Genomic DNA, 21,502 nt, shown 5'->3' on the forward strand with positions numbered 1-21,502 from the left:
GTGCTGATGGCCGTACCCTCCCGCGTCGCTGCCCAGAGCATGATCGTCAGCCGGGCGTTCCTGCGGCTTCACTCTAGCCCTGCCCCAACGGGGGCCGACCCGGATCCAACCCTGAAGACTTGCCGCAAAAACGCGGGAGTGGTACGGCCGGAAACCGTCAGGCCAGTGCAAATGTCTGCAGGTACCCGCGAACCAGGCGCTTGGATTCGGCCAGCACCTGAGCGTCGCCGTCCGGGTGGCGCCGGAACGCCAACTTGATCAGCGCGTCGGCGGCCTCGACCGAGACGGTGAGCGCGAAGCGAAGCTCCGGGCCGTCCGGCGCGTTGTGGAACCGGACCAGCAGATCGGCGAGGTGGTCGGCGATGACCGCGTTGTTGTCACGCTCCGGGTCGATCAGGTGCACGTCCACCACGTCGCCGAAGTGCAGCGTACGGAAGCCGGGCACGCTGCGGTGCAGCTCGATGTACTCCTCGATGGCCCCGTCGACGCCGTCCCACCAGTGGGCCAGCTCACCCGCGGGGATCCGCTCGGCCAGGCGCTCCATGTACGCCTCGACGTTGCGTAGCGTCAGCGCCTGCACGATGGCGCGCTTGTCCGGGAAGAACTGGTACACCGAGCCGATCGCGACCCCGGCCCGCTCCGCGAGCAGCGTCGTGCTGAGGCCGTCGTATCCGACCTCGTCGATCAACTCCGCGCACGCGTCGAGCATGCGCTGCACCCGCGCGACACTGCGGCCCTGCACCGGCACGCGACGCAGCGGGCCGGTACTGACTGCTGGTGTGGACACTTATCCGCTCCTCACCGCGGCGTGCGTTCCGGGACCCGGACGCGACGCTCGCATCGACACCCTACCCAGGGTCAACGACCCTGGGCAGGGTCGGTAAGCGGTCAGCTTGCTGTCTTCTTCGCGGCAGCCTTCTTCGGCACACTCTTGGCGGGCTCGGCGGCCTTCTTGACGGCCTTCGCGGCGGTCGCCTTCTTGGCCGTCGTCTTCTTCGCCGCGACAGTCTTGCTGGTCGTGGCGGCTGCCTTCTTCGCCGGTGCCTTCTTGGCCGCCGTCTTCTTCGGCGCGGGCCCCTTCGCCCGCTTCTCCGACAGCATTTCGCTGGCCTGCTCGATGGTCAGGCTCTCCGGGGTCTGCCCGCGCCGTAGCGAGGCGTTGCTCTCGCCGTCGGTGACGTACGGTCCGAACCGGCCGTCCTTGATGACCAGGGGCTTGTCCGTGAGCGGGTCGACACCCATCTCCCGCAGCGGCGGCTGCGCCGCCCGGCGTCCCCGCTGCTTCGGGGCGGCCAGCAGCGTGAGCGCCTGGTCGAGGGTGACCGTGAACAGCTGCTCCTCGTTCTCCAGCGAGCGCGAGTCACCGGCCCGCTCGATGTACGGGCCGTACCGGCCGTTCTTGGCGAAGATCTCGGTGCCGTCCGCGTCCTTGCCGACCAGACGGGGCAGCGACAGCAGCCGCAGCGCCTCGGCCAGGGTCAGCGTGTCCGGGGTATGCGTCTTGAGCAGCGAGGAGTTGATTTCGCCGCTGGAGACGTACGGGCCGTACCGGCCGGACTTGAGCACCACCGGCTCGCCCGTCTCCGGGTGGTCGCCCAGCCTGCGCTCGCCGCCGCCGCCGAGGAACAGCTCCTCGACCTTCTCCGGGGTGAGCTCGTCGGGGGCGATCCCGTCCGGGACCGACACGCGGTCGCCCTCGCTCGCGGTCTCCGCGTCGGGGTCGATGTCCGTGCCGGGGGCGTGGCCGTTGCCGTTCGCTCCGCGCTGCAGGTACGGGCCGTACTTGCCGACCCGGACCACCACGTTGCGGCCCTGCTCGTCGGTGAACAGCTTGATCGAGTTGATGCTGCGCGCGTCGATCTCGCCCAGGTGCTCGGTGACCAGCTTCTTCAGACCTCCGGCCTGCGCCACCGAACCCTCGGCCGCGCTCGGCGAGCCGAAGTAGAAGGAGGTCAGGAACTCCAGCGCGGTGGCGTCGCCGCCGGCGATCTGGTCGAGCTGGTCCTCCATCGCGGCGGTGAAGCCGTAGTCGACCAGCCGCGGGTAGTGCTGCTCCAGCAGCCCGATCACCGCGAACGCGACGAAGGTCGGGATCAGCGCCTGGCCGCGCTTGGTGACGTAGCCCCGGTCCTGGATCGTCTGCATGATCGACGCGTACGTCGACGGGCGGCCGATGCCCAGCTCCTCCAGCGCCTTGACCAGCGAGGCCTCGGTGTAGCGGGCGGGCGGCTGGGTGGTGTGCCCGACCGCTTCCAGCCCCTCTTCCGTGAGCTTCTGGTCCTTGACCAGCACCGGCAGCTTGCGCTCGGCGTCGTCGGCCTCGGCGGAGTCGTCGTCGGAGGACTCCACGTAGGCGCGCAGGAAGCCGGGGTCGGTGATGGTCCGGCCGCTGGCGCCGAAGTCGGCGTCCTCGTTCGCGGCGGTCGTCGCCCGGATCCGCACGCTGACGCTCATGCCGACCGCGTCGGACATCTGCGAGGCGATGGTGCGCTGCCAGATCAGCTCGTAGAGCTTGTACTCCTCGGTCGACAGCTCGTTGCGGACCGAGCCCGGGGTGCGGAAGTTGTCACCGGCGGGACGGATCGCCTCGTGCGCCTCCTGCGCGTTCTTGACCTTGCCGGAGTAGCGGCGCGGCTGCGGCGGGACGGCGCCCGAGCCGTAGAGCTCGGCGATCTGCGTCCGGGCGGCGGCCAGGGCCGACTCGGAGAGGTTCACCGAGTCGGTACGCATATAGGTGATGTAGCCGTTCTCGTACAGCTTCTGCGCGGTGCGCATCGTCGCCGCCGAGGAGAAGCGCAGCTTGCGCGCCGCCTCCTGCTGCAGCGTCGAGGTGATGAACGGGGGGTACGGCTTGCGCCGGTACGGCTTCTCCTCGACCCGGGTGACCGTGAACGGCCGCCCGTCCAGCCGCGCCGCCAGCCCCCGGGCGCCGTCGCCGTCGAGCTGCACCACGCCCGCACCCGGCTTGAGCCTGCCGGTGGTCGGCTCGAAGTCCTTGCCGGAAGCGATGCGGTCGCCGTCGAGCGCGATCAGGGTCGCCGTGAAGGTGCGCGGCCCGTCGCCAGGCTTGTCGACCGCGAGCGTCGCGGTGATGTCCCAGTAGTCGGCGGCGCGGAACGCCATCCGCTGCTTCTCCCGCTCGACCACGATCCGGGTCGCCACCGACTGCACGCGACCTGCGGAAAGGCCGCGCTGGACTTTCTTCCACAGCACCGCCGACACGTCGTAGCCGTAGAGGCGGTCCAGGATGCGGCGGGTCTCCTGCGCGTCGACCAGGTCGCGGTCGATCTCACGCGGGTTGGCCACGGCCGCCTGGATGGCCGGCTTGGTGATCTCGTGGAAGACCATCCGCTTGACCGGCACCTTGGGCTTGAGCGTCTCCACCAGGTGCCAGGCGATGGCCTCGCCCTCGCGGTCCTCATCTGTGGCGAGGAAGACCTCGTCGGCGCTCTTGAGCAGCTCCTTGAGCTTGCTCACGTGCTTGGCCCGGTCCGGGTTGACGATATATACCGGGGCGAAGCCGTTGTCGACGTCGACGCCGAGGTAGGCCCACGGCTCCTTCTTGTACTTCTCGGGCATCTGCTTGGACCCCGCCGGGAGGTCGCGGATGTGCCCGAGGCTTGCCTCGACGACGTATCCGGGGCCGAGATAGCCCGAGATCGTCTTCGCCTTCGCCGGGGACTCGACGATCACCAGTCGGTTCCTGGAAGCTGTCGGCACGTTTCTCTCTCCGCGGTGGTCCGGGTGGCTGTAGCCGCTACAAGGGCGGCTCGGTCTGAGGTTACGCAGCGGGCGAGCGGCGGACTGCCGCCCCCGGGAAGGGGACAACCGTGCCGCGGATGTCCAAGGTAACGCTCAGTGTGCGCCGAGGGTTACACGCCCCATCGACGTACGGGCACATTCTTGTGACCGGAGACACGATACTCCGCGCCATAAACCGGACAAGAGGGATTCCACCCGTCGCACTCCACCAAGATCGGAAGAACGGTGAGGCGCCTCAGTCGGTCTCCTGAGGGTGCCCCGTCCCCGCGTAGGTAATCCACGCGGTACGGCGCTCGTCGTCGATCAGGTACCAGATTCGCCCGCCGCCGGTGACTTCGTACTACCAGCGCTCATGCTCCTGGCCCTTCCATACGCCGGTGGCCAGCGAGCCTTTCAACCGGTGGTGGCGCTCCGGCGCCGCATGACCGCGCGGATTCGCCCGGATGGTGTCGTACGCGCGCCGCAAGTTCGCGGACGCCTGGCGGGACAGATGCTCCCACCCATCGGCGGCGGCGGAGTTGGCGAACCTCAGGTCGTATTCGCCGTCGATCGGCGGCGGCGTGGCGCGGTCCCCACGCTTGGGGCTCAAAGTTCACCGGCCGGAGCAGGCACCTGCCCGAGGTCGCCGTCCGGTTCTCGCTGAATGATCTCCAGCAGCACGGGATCGGCATAGACCTCGGCCGTGTGGCGCCACTGCTCCAGCAGCACCGCCACCGGTGACAGGTTCCCCAGCGACGCGGCGCCCTGGGTCACCGATACCAGTTCGGCCAACAACTGATCCAGATCCACCTCGGGCAGGAACGTCGTCCACGGCAGCGCCTCGCCAAGGGCGAGACGCACCACGTCCAGCGGCTGGGAGCGGACCAGGCTGGCCAAAAGGCGCGCGGTGAAGTCGACGACGACCCCATCCCGTTCCATCTGGTCGACGCGCATCAGCGCGAGGTCGACGTCGTCGCGGCGCCGCAGGCGGAGCGCCCGCACGACGTTCAGCCGCTTCGCGGCGGCTCCGGGCCGATGCAGAAACTCACTGAACGGCAGATCTTCGTATGCGACCACCACGACATCCACACTACCGTGGATATCCATCGGGCGCACTGTGCGGCCACTGGATGCGTACAGCACTGTGCGGCCACTGGATGCGTACAGTGGTCAACATCGACGACCAAACATCAGAGCCGACCCTCGGAAAACCAGAAGCCGCCTCGGCGAAGGACCTGGTCAACACCGCGTCGGAATCCGTCACCTTGCTGCGCCCACGCATCGAGCAGCTTGGCATCGGCCCAGACATCGACGATCAACGGGTGATGGGCCGAGCTCGGCGGTGACACCCCACGCGGCGGGATCAGGCCCAGCCGTGGCGGGCGGCGTGCCAGCCGAGTTGCATGCGGGTTTCGACTGCGGCCAGATCCATCAGGTGGCGCAGGCGGCGCTGGAGCGTGCGCAGGGACAGGTCGAGCTGGGTGGCCACGGCCTGGTCGGTCAGGCCCGACAGCAGCAGGGCCAGGATCCGCCGGTCCAGCTCGGTCGGGCCGTCGGTCGCGAGTTCCGTGTACGACAGCTCGCCCGACGCGAACGTCGTGAGCTCCAGCGGGAAGGCCCGTTGCCAGACGATCTCGAACAGCGCCTCCAGCGCGGCCAGCAGCCCGCTGCGGTGCAGCAGCACGGCGCCGGGTTCGCTGCCGGGCAGGAACGACACCGCGATCGGGACCAGGGCCAGGTCCTCGTCGGCCAGGATGAGCTTCATCGGCAGCGAGTCCGCCACGCGCAGTTCGAGGCCGCGCTGCAGCGAGTCCACGATCTCGGCCACGATGCCGGGCTCGGCCAGCACCGGCCGCTCCAGCACCACCCGGAACCGCACGCCGCGTTCGGCGGCGGCGTCCTCCTGGGCGTTCGAGCCCGGCGGCACCGCGATGTACGGCGCGGTGACGAAGTGGCGGATCTCCTTGCGGGCCGCCTGCTGCACCTGCTGGAACCGGTGGCGGATGGCGTCGACGCCGGACAGCACCTCGATCAGCTCGCCGATGCTGCGCCCGGCCACCGCCGCGCGGTGCTCCTCGGCCAGCGTGACCAGGGCTTGTTCCGCGACGCGCAGCCCGTCCCGCCGTTCGGTGATCATGGCGCCGAGCGCCATCGCGGGCGGCGCGGCGACGTAAGCCTCGCCGCCGGAGGGCAGGGCCAGTCCGCAGTCGACCAGCCGCACCAGCGCCCGGTCCACCTCCGACTCGGGCGTCTCCAGCACGTCGGCCAGCAGCATCGCGGTGGCGCTGGGACGGCCGAGCAGGGCCCGGTAGACCCGCTCCTCGGCGGGGTCGAGCCCCAACGCTCCCAGCATCGGCACCCTCCCCACTGGCAATGACTGCGGGGAGAGTATGCGCCATGGCGCGGAAACTTGAATAGTCCCTGTTGACGGGCTGTCAGACGGGACGGGCCCCGGGAAGTCGCCTCCCCGGGGCCCACCGTGGTGACTCATCGCAGGCCGTACGCCCGGATGATCTCGTTCTTGACGCTGTAGCCGCTGTCCGCCTCGGCGCTGGCGCGCACCGAGATGAAGCCGCCGGCCTTGTTCGCGGTCTTGAACGAACCCTTCCAGTAGCCGTCGGCGCCCTTGGTCAGGGTCACCTTCTGCCAGGTGGCGCCGTCGTCGTAGGAGACGTCCAGGGTCACCTTGGTGACCTTGCCGGGCACGGTGCCGTGGTCCATCGAGACCGGGTGCAGCGTGATCTGCTGGGTCGCGTTGGCCTTCACGTCGCCGTGCAGGTCGGACTCCAGCGCGTAGTCCAGGTTCAGCACCGAGAAGGGCTCGAAGTAGTCCGAGTCCACGAAGCCGGACATGAAGGTCCACTCGCTGTGGGTGCGGGTCGACAGCCGGAACTGGTCACCGGGCCGCTCCGCGTCCAGGACGGCGCGGTAGGGCAGGTTCTCCGCCGGGACCTCCTGCCACTGCATGTCCCCGCTCATGTCGTTGTCGCTGATCAGCGTGTCGCCCTGGAACACCTGCAGGTGCTCCGGCGTCGCACCCCACGGCAGGTAGCCGCCGAGCCGCATCTTGTCGCTGGACGAGCCCCAGGCCAGGACGTTCCAGGTCATGTAGTTCTGCGCGCGGGAGTTCTGCACCCCGAAGGAGTCGCTCATGCCGGGGCGGGTCGCCGGGGCGAACCAGTCCAGGCGAGTCGTGCTGCCCTTGGCGTACGTGTTCTCGCCCGACACCAGAACCCACGGCAGCTCGCTGTTGCTGTCCTGCTGGTGCGCCTCGACCCAGACCTGATCCGGAGTGACCCACTCGACCCGGGTGCCCGGGTGCCACTCCCGCTCGGGGAAGCCGAGTGCCGGGCTGATGGTCACGTCGAGGCGGAACCCGGAGCCGTCGGCCGGCTCGCCCGAGTTGTAGTAGCGAGCGTCGATCTTCGCGAGGTCACGCTGGCTCGGCTTGTACACCAGCGGCTTGTCCGGCACCTGTCCCGGGTAGTTGCGGGCCAGGTCGTAGACGAACGGGGTGAACTCCGTCTGCTTCACCCGCAGGTTGACGAAGCCCAGCTTGGCCATCGCGATGAGCAGCTTGCCGGCGTCGCGGTGCACGGTGGCCACCGGGATCGCCGACTCGCCGACGTACTCCATCAGGCCGCCGGGCTCGTTGTTGACCACGATCAGAGCCTTCGCCCCGGCCGCGTTCGCGGCGGCGGTGCGCTCGTCCGGCGTGACCTCGTCGCTGCGCTCCACGACGACGAGCTTGCCCTTGGCCTTGATCTTCTTGTAGTCGGCCGCCGCGCCCTTGCCGGCGTAGACGGCGAGCATGTTGTCCGAGGTGGTGCCCAGGGTGCTGCCCGCCTGCACCAGCGTCTCGAAGTGGAGCAGTCCGGCCACCGCGCTCACGCTGAGCAGTTCCTCGCCCTTGCGCCAGCGGGTGGTGAAGATGAAGTCGCCCTGCGTCATCTTCTTCGTCGGCGACACGTAGACGTCGTCGTACATCGGCGGGACCTCGTAGCCGCCGCGGACGTCGAACCAGGGGTCCGTGCCGTTGAAGTGGACGTTGTAGTTGACGATGACCTGGCGGTTCTCGGCGCGCTGCGGCGCCTCGGTCTCCAGCAGGCGCGCCTTGCTCGCGTCGAGGACGACATCGGCCGGGCCGCTGCCGAGCACGACCTCCGGTTCTACCAGCACGGCCAGACCGCTCCGGTCCGCCTTGGCGCCCGCCACGTCGATGAAGCTCGACAGGGAGTAGATGCCGGGAGGCATGCGCAGGGTCGCCGAACCTACGACGTAGATCGACCACGGCCACTCGCTGCCGGACTGGTTGATGCCGACGTAGCCCTCGGCGGGCTTGCCGTCGCGGCCGACCAGCTTGATGTTCAGGTCGTAGGCCTCGTCCTCCTTGAGGAGCCCGACCGAGGTGCGGGTCACCGCCTGCCCGGTGGCCGCGTCGGTGCCGATCACGTAGCCGGTGCTGCGGCCGGTGGGGGCGGCCTGCGGGTCGCCGGTGACCTGGACGGCGGCGGTGCCGCCGGCCGGGACGGTGACCGTGTTCGCGCCCAGCGTGAACGCGCCCTGGGTGTTGGTCAGCGCCAGGTTCAGCGTGACGTCGGCGGCGCCGCTGTTGGTGAAGGTCAGGTCCTTCGTGACGGCGGTGTCGCTCGGCTGGTACGGCCACGTGTAGTTGCCGAAGAACAGCGTGCCGCTGCTGCGGACCGTGTTGCGGATCGCGGCGGCCACGTCGAGGCGGCCGGTGCCGACCTCGTACGGGCTGTACCAGTCGGCCAGGCCCTTGGAGCTGCTCATCAGCGCATCCTTGAGCTGCTGGCCCTTCCAATCGGGGTGCCGCTGCTTCAGGATCGCGGCCGCGCCCGACACGTGCGGGGTGGCCATCGAGGTGCCGCTGATGGTCCAGTACATGCCGTCGTTGGCCGGGTTGACCTGCTGCTGCGACCGGGCGGCGGTGATGTCGACGCCCGGCGCGGAGATGTCCGGCTTCATGGCGCCGTTGGTCAGCGGGCCGGTGCTGGAGAAGTAGGCCAGCCCGTCCTGCTTGTCGGTCGCGGCGACGGTGAGCGCCGAGGCGGCCGCGCCGGGCGCGGAGATGCTCTGCGGGCCCGCGTTGCCGGCGGCGATGACGAACAGCGTGCCGTACTGCGCCGACAGCTGGTCGACCGCCATCGACATCGGGTCGGTGCCGTCCGACGGGAAGCTGTCGCCGAGGCTCATGCTCACGATGTCGGCGCCCTGCTGGGCGGCCCACTCCATGCCCGCGAGGACCCACGAGTCGGCGCCGTTTCCGTCGACGCCGCCGAGCACCTTGCCGACGATCAGGTCGGCGCCGGGCGCGACGCCCTTGTAGTCGCCGCCGGAGGCGGCGCCGGTGCCCACGATCGTCGAGGCGACGTGGGTGCCGTGGCCGTGGATGTCGATGACGGACTCGCCGGGCACGAAGCTGGCGGTGCCGTCGATCTGGGTGGCCAGGTCGGGGTGGGTGGTGTCGATGCCGGTGTCGAGCACGGCGACCTTGACGCCGTGGCCGTCGTACCCGGCCGCCCACGCCTCGGGCGCGCCGATCAGCGGCACGCTCTCCTTGAGGTCGACCTTGACCTGGCCGTCGAGCCACAGCTTGGCCACGCCCGAGCCCAGTGCCGTGCTGCCCTGCGGGGCGACGGTGGTCCAGAACGAGCGGGTCTGCCGCTTGTCGGCCGACAGCGCGGCACCGTGGATGCCGTTCAGCCTGCGGACCAGCTTGCTGCCGCGCGGGGCCGCCGGGTCGGCGGCCTTCGTCTTGGCCTTGGGCGGGGTGTACGTGGCGATCAGCGGCACCTGGGTCGACTTGGCGTCGTCGTAGCCCATCTCGATCAGGTCCGTGACGTCGAACAGCCGCCGGTCCAGCTTGTTGGCGTACAGCAGCGAGGCGGCCTCGTCCGGGATGACGTACAGGTCGCCCTTGATCTCCTGGATCTTCACGCCGCCGACGGCGTTGTCCGGCCGGTCAACGTCGGCGATCTGCTTGCCGTCGGACATCGTGGTGACGGTGACGACGTCGCCGGTGACCAGGGTGACCTTGTGGGTCGCCGCGGGCTTGGCGGGGATGATGGGCTTGCTCGGCGCGGCCAGCGCGGGCGCCTGCACGACGGCGAAACCCGCCGCCAGCAGCGGCACCGCGGCGGCCGCCGAGATCAGCTGCCAGCGCCTGCGCCGGAAGCCGGAAGGCTGTGAGGGGGAGAACATGACAAGGGTCTACCGGTCCGCGACCCTCAGGTGAATAGGCGCGGTTGGCGGGGTTCCGTCATGGCGAAAACCCGCCAACTCGCAGGTGGCGACGTGGTTACCCACAGCTGAAGTTTCGACCCTGGCCACCGGGACCGTTCTGCGCGAGGATCCGTACCGGCGCGGCCCGACGGCCTGGTGACCAGGAAGGAGAAGCTTTGCCCTGGTCACTGGGCCGCTACACTGGGCGCCGCTGAGGTGTGACGGTGAGGTGCGAAGTGGAGTTCCGGCTGCTCGGACCCGTCGGCGCCACAGTCGCCGGGGAGTCTGTGCCGCTGGGCGGGACCAAGCCCAAAGCGCTGTTCGCCGCGCTACTGCTCGAGCACGGCCGGGTCGTACCGACCGAGCGCCTGGTGGACATCCTGTGGGGTGTCGACCCGCCCGACAGCGCCCGCGCCCTGATCCAGACGTACGTCTCCAGCCTCCGCCGGGCCTTCGCGGCCCGTGGCATCGAGGACGTCATCGCGACCACCGCGCCGGGGTACACGGTGCGCATCCCGGCGGACTCGCTGGACCGCGACCTGTTCGCCGACCTGGTCGCCCAGGCCCGGACCGCCGCCGCCAACGGCGACCACCCGCACGCCGCCAACCTGCTGCGCCGGGCCGAGTCGCTGTGGGCGGGTTCCGCGCTGGCCGGGCTGGCCGAGACGGGCCTGGCCACCGACGCCGCGCGCCTGGACGAGATGCGGGTCGCGGCCGCCGAGGAACGCATCGCCGCCGAGATCGCGCAGGGCCAGTGGAACGAGCTGGTGGGCGAGCTGACCGTGCTGGTCGGCCGTAACCCGACCAACGAGCGGCTGCGCTGCCAGCTGATGACGGTCTACTACCGGCTGGGCCGCCAGGCCGACGCGCTGGCCTGCTTCCGCGACGCCCGCGAGGTGCTCATCGACGAGCTGGGCGTCGAGCCTGGCCCGGAGCTGACCGCGCTGCACCACGCCATCCTGCGCGGCGAGACCGAACTGCTGGCGGCCACGTCGAGCTCGCCGGAGCAGGCCGCCTCGGGTGCGGTGCATCCGGTGCCGGCGCAGCTGCCGCCGGTGCCCGCCGACTTCACCGGCCGGGCCGAACATGTGGATCAGCTGGTCACGGCGTTGCGGCCGGGCGAGGAGGTGCTGCCCGCCGTACAGGTGATCGCCGGTCCCGGCGGCACCGGCAAGTCGACCCTGGCCGCGCGGGTGGCCCACCAGCTCGCCGCCGACTTTCCGGACGGGCAGCTCTACGCCGAGCTACACGGCATGTCCGACGCTCCGGCCGAGCCGACCGAGGTGCTGGCCCGGTTCCTGCGCGCGCTCGGTGTCGACCAGTCACAGCTGCCCGACGGCGCGGGCGAGCGTTCCGATCTGTACCGCAGCCTGCTCGCGCAGCGCCGGATGCTGATCGTGCTCGACGATGCCGGATCCGAGGCACAGGTGCGTCCGCTGCTGCCCGGAGTCACCGGCAGCGCCGTCCTGGTGACCAGCCGGGACCGGCTGCCCGGCCTGGCCGGGGCGGTGCTGACCGAGCTGCCGATGCTCGACCCGGGTGAGGCCCTGCAGCTGCTGCGACGGCTGGCCGGGACGGAACGCATCGACGCCGACCTCGGCGCCGCGGCCCGGATCATCGAGTACTGCGACGGGCTGCCGCTGGCGCTGCGCATCGTCAGTGCCCGGCTCGCGGGACGCCGGGCGCTGCCGCTGCGGCTGCTGGCCGACAAGCTCGCCGACGAGAGCCGGCGGCTCAACCACCTGTCCGTCGGCGACGTCGGCGTACGCAGCACCATCGAGGTCAGCTACCGCACGCTGGAGGCTGACGCGCGTTCGGTGCTGCGGCGCCTGGGCTACTTCGGGGTGCCCGACTTCTCGCCCTGGGTGGTGTCCTGGCTGGCCGAGTCGTCGCTGACCGACGCCGAGGAACTGGTGGAGCGGCTGGTCGACGAGCACCTGGTGGAGTTCGTCGGGGTGGACCGGATGGGCGGCATGCGCTACCGGCTGCACGATCTGATCCGGCTCTACGCCCGCGAGTGCGCGGTGATCGAGGAACCCACGTCGGAGCTGACCGACGCGGTGGCGCGGGCGCTGCACGGCTGGCTGGCGCTGATCAACCGGGCCGCGGCCGAGTCGCCCCCGGCGGAGATGCGCTGGCGCCGCGCCCCCTCGAACTTCTTCCCGGTCGACGACGAGGTGACCGCGCTGGTCATCGCCGACCCGTGGGACTGGTTCGAGGCCGAGCAGTCGGCGCTGGCCGCCGGGGTCGAACGCGCGGGCGCGCTGGGCATGTACGACCTGGTCTGCGAGTTCGCCTCGGCCCGCAACGCGTCGGCGTTCATGGGCACCAACCGGTTCGAGGCGCGCAGCCGCGTGGTCGAGGCCGCCCTGAGCGCGGCCCGCAAGGCCGGCCAGCCGCACGACGAGGCGGTGATCCTCACCGAGCTGGGCCAGCTGCGCTACGACCAGGACCACTACGCCGACGCCCGGCGCCACTTCCGGGCCTCGCTGAGCCTGTTCCGCGACTTGGACGACCAGCCTGGGCAGGCCGCGGCGCTGGCCGGGCTGGGCATCGCCTGCCGCGAACCGGGCCGCCTGGCCGAGGGCATCCACTTCCTGGACCAGGCGGTGGCGTTGCTGCACGAGGCGGGCGACGACACCGGCATCGGGTACGCGCGGCGGCTGGCCGGGTCGATCCGGCTGGAGCTCGGCGACTACCCCGGCGCGTGGGACGACCTGTTCGAGTCGCTGGCGGCGTACCGGCGGGTGGGCAGTCGGCTGGGGGAAGGTCACACGCTGCGCACGCTGGGGCTCTACCACCGGGCCCGGGACGAGTGGGACCGGGCGCGGGAGCTGTGCGAACAGTCGGTCGAGATCTTCCGGGAGCAGCGCGACGAACTGATGGAGGCGTACGCGGTGCGCGCGCTGGCCAAGACCCGGCTACGGCAGGGCTTCCCCGACGAGGCGCTGCCCCGGCTGGAGTGGGCGCTGTCGGTCAGCCACACCATGGGCGACCGCTGGGGGCAGGCGGCCACGCTGCGCGTACTCGGACAGTTGCATCTGGCGTGCGGCCGGCTGGACCTGGCCGAGGCCTGCCTGGACGCGGCGCTGGGCATCTGGCAGACCATGGACGTGCCGGTGTGGCGGGCGCGGCTCGACCGGGACCGGGCGGCGCTGCTGACCGCCCGGGGCGAGCCCGACGCGGCCGCCGAGATGCTCGAGCGCGCCCGCAAGGTGTTCCACGACCACGGCGCCCGCGAGTACGTGGAGTCCGCAGCCGACCACTGACCGTCGCAATCGCGCCCCGCACCGCTTCGCAGGCCATCCGACCTGGTCAATTACAGAAAAGTTAGAGCGCCTGCCGGAAAGATGACACCCGTCGGAGATACGGGTGGCTGGGCACGGGGCCAGCCACCCGTATCCGGCACACATACGCCTGCGCACGGGGGGAAGGGGGAAGTGACATGGCGGAGATGGTGCTGCTGTCGGATGCCGCGGTCGTGGAGACCCCGGTGACCGACTGCCAGGAGGCGTTGATCGACCTGCGGACCGTGGGGGTACTGCGGCTCGACGACCGCCTGGCCGACCCGGACGGCGCGTACGCGCACGTCCGCCTGAGCGTCGTGGACCGGCTGGTCACCGCCCAGACCCTGCTGCCCTCGGGGCTGCGGCTGCTCATCGTCGAGTGCTACCGGCCGATGTGCCTGCAGCGACAGTACTTCGACGCGCACAAGGAGCGGCTGCGCACGATCCAGCCCGGCCGCGACGATGACTGGTACCACCGACGGGCGAGCCGCTACATATCGCCGCCGGAGGTCGCCCCGCACGTGGCCGGTGCCGCGGTCGACCTCACCCTGTGCACCGCCGACGGGACCGAGATCTGGATGGGGACCCAGGTCAACGACACCGACAGCGAGGCCTGCCACACCGACTCGGCGAACGTCTCGGCCGAGGCCGCCCGGCACCGCCGGATCCTCGGCGACGCGCTGACCTCGGTGGGCATGGTCAACTACCCGACCGAGTGGTGGCACTGGTCCTACGGCGACCGCTACTGGGCACACGTCACCGGCGCGGCCTCGGCCCGCTACGGCCCGGTCGAGTCGGTTCCGGTGCCCGCCGGGCGCTGATCCAACAGCAGCCATTCCTCGGCACTCGGGGCTTCGAGCACAGTCGCGGGGGGCGACTTCGGAGCCGGAGTGGGTCGCCGCGCCGGCGTCTCGTCGGAGTCCGCGGCGAACGTGGCGTCGCCGGGCCAGGTGCCCGGCGGCGCCACGTGGGGGCGCTCGCCGATCAGTTCCCGCAGCCGGGCCACCCGCCGCCTTCCGTTGATCCGCAGCGCCGGGCCCTTCGCCAGCTCGGCGGCGCTGGCCAGCGCGGTGAACGCGCGCAGCGCCACGGCCCCGCAGTGCTCGTCGCTGGCGCCCAACCGCAGCGTCGCGCCGTCGCCCTCGGGTTCGACCGAGCCCGCCGCCGCGAACCACAGCCGCAGCCGGGCACCGTCCAGGGCGAACCCCGCCGGTGGGCGCTTGCCGGAGCCACGCAGCCAGGCCTCGCCCAGCGGTGCCAGGATCCCCGTGTAGGACGTACGCACCCCGAAGTGGCCCTCGATCGCCGCCTCTTCCCAGCTCGTCTCCAGGCCGCGCGCGGTGAACTCGGCGGCCAGCGCGTGCACCCGCCAGGCCGCGTCCACCACCACCGACACCCGCGCCGTGCCGCCCATCCGGGTCACCTGACCGGGCCCGATGAGCAGCCCCGACAGGTCGTACGGCGAGGGCCGTGCCGACTCGGCGGAGAACATCGCCAACTGCCGGTTCAGAGACACTCCGGTACCTCTGCGAACGCCTGCTGCAGCTCGGCGGAGTGCAGCGAGCTCGTGTCCAGCGCGCTGGCGGAGTACTCCTGCTGCAGGGTGACCATCACGCCCGAGACGTGGTCGTAGAAGGCGGTCGGGTCCTCGGTGGACAGGTCACGGACCGCGTCGCCGGCCTTGCCGTACGCGTCGCGCACCTTGGTCAGGGAACCGGCCACCCCGTCGGCGATCGCCGGGCCGCCGTCCACCTCGGGCACCCCGGCGGCGACGACCTTGCCACGGGCGCGCTCGCTGGCGTCACGGGCCCCCTGCAGCATCCGGACCAGGTTCTCCTTGGCCTGCTCGGGCGTGGTCGAGGCGGGGGTCTGCTGCTGTGCCCGGGTGGTGAGGGTGGAGATCTCATCGCGCCACGGCGTGAGGGCCGAGCAGACCGAGGCCGCCCACACCCGGGGCGGGGGTCCGGACGCGACGCAGCCACCGAGCCCGACCAGCCCCACCAGCCCGACCAGCACGGCCAGCGGCAGCGCCGGCACGGCACCGGATTTCGAACGCATACTCCGCACCCTATGCCGTGGGGGCCGCCTCTCGGCAGCCCCCACGATTTTCATTGATCTCTCAGATCAGGCCCCGCTGGCGCTCAGGCGTTGACCTTCTCGCGCTGCGACGGGGACGCAGCATCAGCTTTTCCCTCGTCGTCGCCGGCGCCCACCGCGATCGGCTTGCGCTTGTTGATGAACACCGCGACCACGATGATTCCCGCGCAGACCAGCGCGATCGCGGTGCGGGCACCGGCGCTCGCGCTGTCGCCGTACCACAGCGCCACCACGGCGGGGGCGATCAGCAGCGACACCAGGTTCATCACCTTGATCAGCGGGTTGATGGCCGGGCCGGCGGTGTCCTTGAACGGGTCACCGACGGTGTCACCGATGACGGTCGCGGCGTGCGCGGGCGAACCCTTGCCGCCGTGCGCGCCGTCCTCGACCATCTTCTTCGCGTTGTCCCAGGCGCCACCGGAGTTGGCCAGGAACACCGCCATCAGCGTGCCCGCGCCGATGGCACCGGCCAGGTACGACGCCAGCGCACCCGCGCCGAGACCGAAGCCGACCGCGATCGGGGCGAGGACCGCCAGCAGACCGGGGGTGATCAGCTCGCGCTGCGCGTCCCGGGTGCAGATGTCGACGACCTTGCCGTACTCGGGCCGCTGGGTGCCGTCCATGATGCCCGGCAGCTCGCGGAACTGGCGGCGCACCTCGTGCACCACGGCACCGGCCGAACGCGACACCGCGTTGATGGCCAGACCCGAGAACAGGAACACGACCGAGACGCCGATGAGCAGGCCGACCAGGTTGGCCGGGTTGGCCACGTTCAGCATCTCGTCGATGACGTCACCGGCGGTCTTACCCGCCTCGGTCAGCGACACACCAAGCGTGTCCGTGTACGACCCGAACAGCGCGGTCGCGGCCAGCACGGCCGTCGCGATCGCGATGCCCTTGGTGATCGCCTTGGTGGTGTTGCCGACCGCGTCGAGCTCGGTGAGCGTGCGCGCACCCTTCTCGTCGATGTCGCCGGACATCTCGGCGATGCCCTGCGCGTTGTCCGAGATCGGACCGAAGGTGTCCATCGCGACGATGACGCCGACGGTGGTCAGCAGGCCGCAGCCCGCGAGCGCGATCGCGAACAGCGAGACCACCAGGTCGCCCCCGCCCAGCAGGTAGGCGCCGTAGACGCCGCCGCCGATGAGCAGCGCCGAGTAGACCGCCGACTCCAGGCCGACGCTGATGCCGGCGAGCACCACGGTGGCCGCACCGGTCTCGGAGGTCTTGCCGATGTCCTGCACCGGGCGGCGGTCGGTCTCGGTGAAGTAACCGGTCAGCGCCTGGATGGCGGCGGCCAGCACGATACCGATGATGACCGCGCCGATGGCGACGATCTGCGGGTTTCCGGAGAACTCCGGCTTGCCCAGCTCGGCGAACGTCTTCGGCAGGTACCACAGCGAGGCGCCCGCGACCACGACCGCCGACAGTGCGGCCGAGATGTAGAAGGCGCGGTTGATCGCCTGCAGGCCGTTCTTGTCGGACTTGCGCAGGCGGGTCAGGAACACGCCGACGATCGCGATCAGCACGCCGATGGTGGAGACGATCAGCGGGAAGACCAGGCCGTCCACGCCGAACGCCGCCTTGCCCAGGATCAGGGCCGCGACCAGGGTCACCGCGTACGACTCGAACAGGTCGGCCGCCATACCGGCGCAGTCGCCGACGTTGTCGCCGACGTTGTCGGCGATGGTCGCCGCGTTGCGCGGGTCGTCCTCGGGAATGTTCTGCTCGACCTTGCCGACCAGGTCCGCGCCGACGTCGGCGGCCTTGGTGAAGATGCCGCCGCCGACCCGCATGAACATCGCGAGCAGCGCGGCACCGAAGCCGAAGCCCTCCAGCACGGTCGCCGCGTCGGTCTTGTAGAGCAGCACCACCAGGGCGGCGCCGAACAGGCCGAGGCCGACGGTGAGGAAGCCGACCACGCCACCGGTGCGGAACGCGATCGCCATGGCCGTCTCGCGGCCACCCTCCGCCTCGCGGGCGGCGGCGGCGACGCGCAGGTTCGCCCGGGTCGCCAGAGCCATACCGGCACCGCCGATGAAGGCGCTGAACAGCGCGCCCACCACGAAGAAGGCCGAGCGGCCGATCTTCAGGGCGGTGTCATTGTCGCCGCTGCCGTGGACCGGCAGCAGGAAGAGCAGGATGACCGCGAGCACGACGAAAATGCCGAGCGTCTTGAACTGGCGGAACAGGTATGCCGACGCGCCCTCCTGGACGGCGGCGGCGATCTCCTGCATCTTGTTGGTGCCCTTACCGGTTGCCAGCACCGACTTGACCAACGCGGCGGCGAAACCCAACGCCACCAACGCGATCACTGCCGCGACAACTACGTACGACACGTTCGTGCCGGTAAGGGACAGCCCGTCGCCACTGGCGACAGGTGTGGTCCCGGACATCTTTGTCCTCCCGAGGATCATGATCAACTAGAACGCGCGATCGAGGCCCGACGCATCCATGGCGGCGGTTACGACGCAGAAACAACCCGTGAACTGTAAACCGGGCACGTGGTCCGGGTCACACCCAGGACCTTCCGTGTCGCGGTGATCTTTCTTGCTGCGCCCACGGGGGTTTGTGCGGTACGCTCAGCGACTCTATGCCCGCCGAGCGTGGTTTCAACGCCCCAAGCGCGAGGCGCGCCGAACGGGCCACTCCATCTGCACCTCGGAACCCGGTCCGGACTCCAACGGGCGGACCTGCAGATCTTTCACAATCCCCTGCAGCAGGCTCGCGCTGACGTCGAAGGTGATCTGCTCCTCGTCCTCGATCGGCGCGTCGTCGCTCGCGTGGTCCCACACCTGCACGACGAACCGGTCGCCGTCGGTGAACGCCACCGACACCGGGTTGCGCATCCCCACCCGCTGGTGCCGGGCCACCGCCCGCGCGCACGCCTCACCGATCGCCAGCCGCACCTCGTCGAGCTGGTCGTCCGGAACCCCGGCCCGCCGGGCCACGGCCACGCCGACCAACCGCGCCGTACGCACGTGCGCGGGTTCGGGGGTGAATTCGAGGCGTACCGTCGCCATCGTCCGGCTCAGCCCGCCGTGGCCGCGTCGACCGACGGGAACAGCGGCAGCACCTGGTCCAGCGCGGTGATACGGAAGATCTTCAGCAGCGACTCGCGGGCGCACACGACGCCGAACGTCGCCCCCGCGGTACGCGCCCGGCGCAGCCCACCGACCAGCACACCCAGACCGGTCGAGTCCATGAACTCGACCCGGCCGAGGTCGACCACGACCGCGGTCACGCCGCTGTCCAGCAGCTCCGTGATCCGCTCGCGCAGCTTGGGCGCCGTGTAGACGTCAACCTCGCCGCCGACCTCGAGCACCGTGTGCGCGGCGACCACACGGGTCGCCAGCGACAGCTCCATCGGCACCTCCTCACGACGCCGGACCCCGGCCTGACTGTGTCTCAGTGCATCTAACCATCGCCCACGCCCGGCGGCTACGCGTACGTCGGGCTGGCCGCGCCGGGCGGTGCGGTGGCAGAGTGCTGGGGTGGACCTGCTGCCGGACTGGCTCAACCGAGACCAGATCACGCACGTCGAACGGCTGCCCGCCCGCGCCGGACAGCGCGCGACCTGGCCGGACTGGGTGCCCGCGCCACTGGTCGAGGCCCTGGGCCGAGCCGGGATCAGCGCACCCTGGCAGCACCAGGCCGAAGCCGCCGAGCTCGCGCACCGCGGCGCCGATGTCGTCATCTCGACCGGCACCGGCTCCGGCAAGTCCCTGGCCTACCAGCTCCCGGCCCTGTCGGCGGTGCTCACCGACCCGCGCGCCCGGGTGCTCTACCTCGCCCCGACCAAGGCGCTGGCCGCCGACCAGTTCCGGACCCTGGCCGCGCTCGGCCTGTCCGGCGTGCGCGCGGCCGTCTGCGACGGCGACACCCCCCGCGAGGAACGCGACTGGATCCGGCAGCACGCCAACATCATCCTCACCAACCCCGACCTGCTGCACCACAGCATCCTGCCGCAGCACACCCGCTGGTCCGGTGTGCTGCGCAACCTGCGCTACGTCATCGTCGACGAGAGCCACAGCTACCGCGGCGTCTTCGGCGCCCACGTCGCCCACGTCCTGCGCCGCCTCCGCCGCCTCACCACCCCCACCACCCCCGCCCCCGCCACCCCTCGCCCCGAGGAAAGGAAGGGCCCCTTCTTATCGCTTTCCGTAGGTGAAGGGCCCCTTCTTAACCCCGCCCCGAACTCTGCGGTCGGAGGGCCCGCGGTTGGCGACTCCGCCGCTGGGGACTCAGCCGCTGGGAACTCAGCCGCGAAGCGGAACGGCGGCGGGCCGGTCTTCCTGCTCGCCTCGGCCACCTCGGGCGATCCGGTAGGCAGCGCGAGCAGGCTCATCGGGCGGCCGGTCGTGGCGGTCACCGAGGACGCCGCGCCACGCGGATCGACCACGTTCGCGCTCTGGGAGCCACCGGAGCTGCCCGGTGTCGCCGCCGACGGCGACGCGACGCCGGTACGCCGCTCCGCCCTGCGCGAGACGTCCGACCTGCTCGCCGACGCGGTCGTCCAGGGGGTACGCACGCTGGCCTTCGTCCCCTCCCGCCGTGGCGCCGAAGTAGTCGCCGCGCAGGCCAAGGTCGCCCTCGAGGAGGCGCAGCCGGGGCTGGGCCGCCAGGTCGCCGCCTACCGGGCCGGTTACCTGGCCGAGGAGCGGCGCGCCCTGGAACGGTCGCTGGCCGACGGCAGGCTCACCGGCGTGGCCACCACCAACGCCCTCGAACTCGGCATCGACGTCACCGGGCTGGACGCGGTGCTGCTCGCCGGATACCCCGGCACCCGGGCCGCGATGTGGCAGCGGGCCGGGCGGGCCGGACGCAACGGGCGCGACGCGCTGTGCGTGCTCGTCGCCCGCGACGATCCGCTGGACACCTACCTGATCCACCATCCGCATGCGCTGTTCGGCACCCCGGTCGAGGCGACCGTCTTCGACCCCGCCAACCCGTACGTGCTCGCGCCGCACCTGTGCACCGCCGCCGCCGAGCGCCCCCTGACCGAGGCCGACCTCCCCCTGTTCGGCGCCGACGAGGCCCTACTGAACGACCTCGTCGCCACCGGGGCCCTGCGCCGCCGCCCCACCGGCTGGTACTGGACCCACCCGCAGCGCCCCGACATCGACCTGCGCGGCACCGGCGGCCCGCCCGTCGCGGTCATCGAGGCCTCGACCGGCCGCCTCATCGGCACCGCCGACTCCGGCGCCGCTCACCACCACCTGCACCCCGGCGCCGTCTACACCCACCAGGGCCGCACCTACGTGGTGCAGGCGCTCGACCTCGCCGACGGGGTCGCCCTCGTCGAGGCGGAGAACCCGCCGTTCTCCACGCACGCCCGCGACACCATCGCGCTGACCGTGCTGGAGGTGCGGTCGTACCTCGACTGCGGGCCGGTCGGGCTGTTCCTCGGCGAGGTCGAGGTGACCAGCCAGGTCGTGTCATTCCAGCGGCGGCGGATGGACAGCGGAGAGGTGCTGGGCACCTGGCCGCTGGAGTTGCCCACCCGTACGCTGCGCACCGTCGCGGTCTGGGCCACCATCGCCGAGACCGCCGTCCCCGGGGTCGAGGACCTGCCCGGGGCGCTGCACGCCGCCGAACACGCCGCGATCGGGCTGCTGCCGCTGGTGGCCAGCTGCGACCGATGGGACATCGGCGGCCTGTCCACCGCCCGGCACGCCGACACCGACGCGCCAACGATCTTCGTGTACGACGGTCACCCCGGCGGGGCCGGATTCGCCGAGCGGGCGTACGGGATGGTCGCGCACTGGCTGGGCGCCACGCGTACCGCCGTGGCCGACTGCTCGTGCGAGCGCGGCTGCCCGAGCTGCATCCAGTCCCCGAAGTGCGGCAACGGCAACAACCCCCTGCACAAGGCGGGCGCCGTCCGAATCCTCGACACCATCCTCACCAACCTCCCACCAGCCGACCCTCCGGGAACACCAGCGCCAGAGACAGGGCCAGAGACAGCGCCAGCGCCAACAGCCGGATAACCGCCGGTGGCGAAGCAGGCCAGCGCGGGCACGATCAGCAGGCCCAGCAGGACCACGGGGTGGAGGAGGGCCCCGCAGTCTCGATCGCCGTCACGCTCGCTGCTGCCTGGATCGCTCCTAACAGTCGCGATCGCTCCGTGC

At 71.0% G+C, this 21,502-nt stretch carries 15 protein-coding genes; 4 read left to right on the top strand and 11 right to left on the bottom strand.

Annotation, left to right across the window (positions count from 1 at the left end):
- Positions 1–157: 157 nt before the first annotated feature.
- The 4 genes from KUA19_RS17380 to KUA19_RS17395 all read right to left on the bottom strand — a co-directional run bounded on the left by KUA19_RS17380 (position 158) and on the right by KUA19_RS17395 (position 4,830).
- Positions 158–787, bottom strand: a complete 630-nt coding sequence (locus tag KUA19_RS17380; RefSeq protein WP_217397058.1) for a TetR/AcrR family transcriptional regulator — start codon at positions 785–787, stop codon at positions 158–160.
- Positions 788–888: 101 nt separating this feature from the next.
- Positions 889–3,720: a type I DNA topoisomerase gene (topA, locus tag KUA19_RS17385; protein WP_217397059.1), complete on the bottom strand. Its 2,832-nt coding sequence runs from the start codon at positions 3,718–3,720 to the stop codon at positions 889–891.
- Between the two features lie 382 nt (positions 3,721–4,102).
- Positions 4,103–4,351: a hypothetical protein gene (locus tag KUA19_RS17390; protein WP_254549594.1), complete on the bottom strand. Its 249-nt coding sequence runs from the start codon at positions 4,349–4,351 to the stop codon at positions 4,103–4,105.
- Complete coding sequence (locus tag KUA19_RS17395; protein WP_217397060.1) at positions 4,348–4,830, bottom strand: hypothetical protein; 483 nt, start codon at positions 4,828–4,830, stop codon at positions 4,348–4,350. The genes KUA19_RS17390 and KUA19_RS17395 overlap by 4 nt, the downstream gene beginning before the upstream one ends.
- 77 nt (positions 4,831–4,907) lie before the next feature.
- On the opposite strand from KUA19_RS17395, the gene KUA19_RS17400 reads away from it, so the two are divergent.
- A complete protein-coding gene (locus KUA19_RS17400; RefSeq protein WP_217397061.1) occupies positions 4,908–5,087 on the top strand; it encodes a hypothetical protein in 180 nt (59 codons plus the stop codon).
- A 17-nt stretch (positions 5,088–5,104) separates the two neighbouring features.
- On the opposite strand, the gene KUA19_RS17405 is transcribed toward KUA19_RS17400, so the two are convergent.
- Positions 5,105–6,094, bottom strand: a complete 990-nt coding sequence (locus tag KUA19_RS17405) for a TrmB family transcriptional regulator (RefSeq protein WP_217397062.1) — start codon at positions 6,092–6,094, stop codon at positions 5,105–5,107.
- A gap of 134 nt (positions 6,095–6,228) precedes the next feature.
- Positions 6,229–9,966, bottom strand: a complete 3,738-nt coding sequence (locus KUA19_RS17410; protein WP_217397063.1) for a S8 family serine peptidase — start codon at positions 9,964–9,966, stop codon at positions 6,229–6,231.
- 245 nt (positions 9,967–10,211) lie between these two features.
- Between KUA19_RS17410 and KUA19_RS17415 the strand changes: the two genes are divergently transcribed.
- Entirely contained in the window at positions 10,212–13,256 is a 3,045-nt protein-coding gene (locus KUA19_RS17415; protein WP_217397064.1) for an AfsR/SARP family transcriptional regulator, read from the top strand.
- 176 nt (positions 13,257–13,432) lie between these two features.
- Positions 13,433–14,095, top strand: coding sequence for a M15 family metallopeptidase (locus tag KUA19_RS17420; RefSeq protein WP_254549595.1), 663 nt, complete (start codon positions 13,433–13,435; stop codon positions 14,093–14,095).
- Here KUA19_RS17420 and KUA19_RS17425 read toward each other — a convergent pair.
- The 5 genes from KUA19_RS17425 to KUA19_RS17445 all read right to left on the bottom strand — a co-directional run bounded on the left by KUA19_RS17425 (position 14,053) and on the right by KUA19_RS17445 (position 18,738).
- Positions 14,053–14,790 carry a hypothetical protein gene (locus KUA19_RS17425; protein ID WP_254549596.1) on the bottom strand — a complete coding sequence of 246 codons (738 nt, stop codon included), beginning with the start codon at positions 14,788–14,790 and terminating at the stop codon, positions 14,053–14,055. The genes KUA19_RS17420 and KUA19_RS17425 overlap by 43 nt on opposite strands.
- Positions 14,781–15,332 carry a hypothetical protein gene (locus KUA19_RS17430; protein ID WP_254549597.1) on the bottom strand — a complete coding sequence of 184 codons (552 nt, stop codon included), beginning with the start codon at positions 15,330–15,332 and terminating at the stop codon, positions 14,781–14,783. Before KUA19_RS17430 ends, KUA19_RS17425 begins: the two co-directional genes overlap by 10 nt.
- Positions 15,333–15,415: 83 nt before the next feature.
- Positions 15,416–17,767, bottom strand: a complete 2,352-nt coding sequence (locus KUA19_RS17435; protein ID WP_217397066.1) for a sodium-translocating pyrophosphatase — start codon at positions 17,765–17,767, stop codon at positions 15,416–15,418.
- A 216-nt stretch (positions 17,768–17,983) separates the two neighbouring features.
- Positions 17,984–18,394: an ATP-binding protein gene (locus KUA19_RS17440; RefSeq protein WP_217397067.1), complete on the bottom strand. Its 411-nt coding sequence runs from the start codon at positions 18,392–18,394 to the stop codon at positions 17,984–17,986.
- Positions 18,395–18,402: 8 nt separating this feature from the next.
- Positions 18,403–18,738: an STAS domain-containing protein gene (locus KUA19_RS17445; RefSeq protein WP_217397068.1), complete on the bottom strand. Its 336-nt coding sequence runs from the start codon at positions 18,736–18,738 to the stop codon at positions 18,403–18,405.
- A gap of 34 nt (positions 18,739–18,772) precedes the next feature.
- On the opposite strand from KUA19_RS17445, the gene KUA19_RS17450 reads away from it, so the two are divergent.
- Positions 18,773–21,361 (top strand): DEAD/DEAH box helicase, encoded by a 2,589-nt coding sequence (locus KUA19_RS17450; protein ID WP_372451808.1) that lies wholly within the window; start codon positions 18,773–18,775, stop codon positions 21,359–21,361.
- Positions 21,362–21,502: the final 141 nt, after the last annotated feature.

The sequence above is a fragment of the Catellatospora tritici genome (assembly GCF_019083965.1).
GTDB lineage: Bacteria > Actinomycetota > Actinomycetes > Mycobacteriales > Micromonosporaceae > Catellatospora > Catellatospora tritici.